This is a genomic window from Frankia sp. CeRuru1 (assembly GCF_977966315.1).
In genome coordinates this window covers 1-1,442 of record NZ_CDWWEW010000248.1, presented here as the reverse complement: position 1 = coordinate 1,442, position 1,442 = coordinate 1, and the positions used below count along the sequence as shown (strand labels likewise).

General features: G+C 73.0%; 1 protein-coding gene. It reads left to right on the top strand.

The window, feature by feature from the left end:
• On the top strand, positions 1–1,276 hold a 1,276-nt coding region (locus AC08OP_RS16805; protein ID WP_476615062.1), incomplete at its 5' end, for an acetate--CoA ligase family protein.
• Between the last annotated feature and the right edge of the window lie 166 nt (positions 1,277–1,442).

The window sequence follows — 1,442 nt, the reverse complement described above, 5'->3', positions numbered from 1 at the left end:
TGACGTCGTCACCGCCTGCGGGCGGGCCGGGGTCTGGGGGCTGGTCGTCCTCACCGACCAGCGCGACGCCGCCGCAGACGCGGCCCTGGTGGCCGAGGCCCGGGCGGATGGCATGCGGGTGGTCGGCCCGGCGAGCATGGGCATCCAGAATCCGGCGGCGGGGTTGAACGCCTCGATGGTGCCCCGGATGCCCCCGGCCGGCCGCATCGGCTGCTACTCCCAGTCGGGTCCGTTCGGCCGGGCCATCCTGGCGGCGGCCGCGCGCGAGGTCGGTCTGTCGGTCTTCGTCTCCGCCGGGGACCGGGCCGACGTGAGCGGTAACGACCTGCTCCAGTACTGGGAGGAGGACCCCGGGACCGACGCGATGATTATGCATCTGGAGACCTTCGGTAATCCCCGCAAGTTCGCCGCGCTGCGCCGGGTGGTGGGCTACGCCCAGTGGCGGGCACGCCCGATCGGCACCGTGCCGACGACGGCGGTGCGGGCAGACGAGGCGCGTTCGCTCGTCGCCGGACTCACCGGTCGCCTTCCGGAGGATCAGGCCACCGCCCTGCTGGACTGCTACGGCGTTACGGTGGAGCCGGCCGTCCTGGTGACGTCCCCGCGCCGGGCCGTCGAGGCGGCGGGCCAGCGCGGCTATCCGGTGGCGCTCAAGGCGCGGCCGCGACCCTACCGGCATCGTCCGGACCTGCGCGGTCAGCGTCTCGACCTGCCCGACGCGGCAGCCGTGCGGGCGGCATGGGCGTCGCTGCGCTCCCAGCTCGGGGTGGAGGTGCCGATTGTCGTCCAGCGGATGGCGCCGGTCGGCGTGCCGGTGGTCGTCGGTTCCGAGGAGCATCCCCGGTACGGTCCCCTGGTCTCGTTCGGCCTCGCGGGCCCCGCGACCGAGCTGCTGGGGGACCGCGCACACCACATCCTTCCCCTTACCGACGTCGACGCGGCGCGCCTCGTGCGTTCGGTGCGGGCGGCGCCGCTGCTGCTGGGATACCTCGGCTCGACGCCGGTCGACATCGCCGCGCTGGAGGACCTGGTCCTCAGGATCGCCCGGCTCGCCGACGACGTGCCGGAGGTGGTTCATCTCACGTTGGATCCAGTGATCGTGTCGACTGGGCGGGTGACCGTGCTGTCCGTGGAGATCGTCGCTGGGCCGTCGGCGCCCCGCGCGGACGTCGGACCTCGGCGGTTCTGGACACCGAACCGCCCGACTCCGGACGGGGCGACTACCCGGGGCGGTTCAGCACAACATGCGCACGCCGTCCACAATCGTTTCCCATGACGTCGCCGCACTCCGCGCAGCCGCCCGTCTGGCCCGCTTCCGGCGCATTCCCGATGCTCTCCCCTGATTCTGCGGGAGCTGCCGGGACGCCTGGTACCCCCGTAGAGGGGATGCCTGGGCAGGCGTCTCTCGTGCCGATGTACCGGCCGGCGAACGTCGGGCTGTC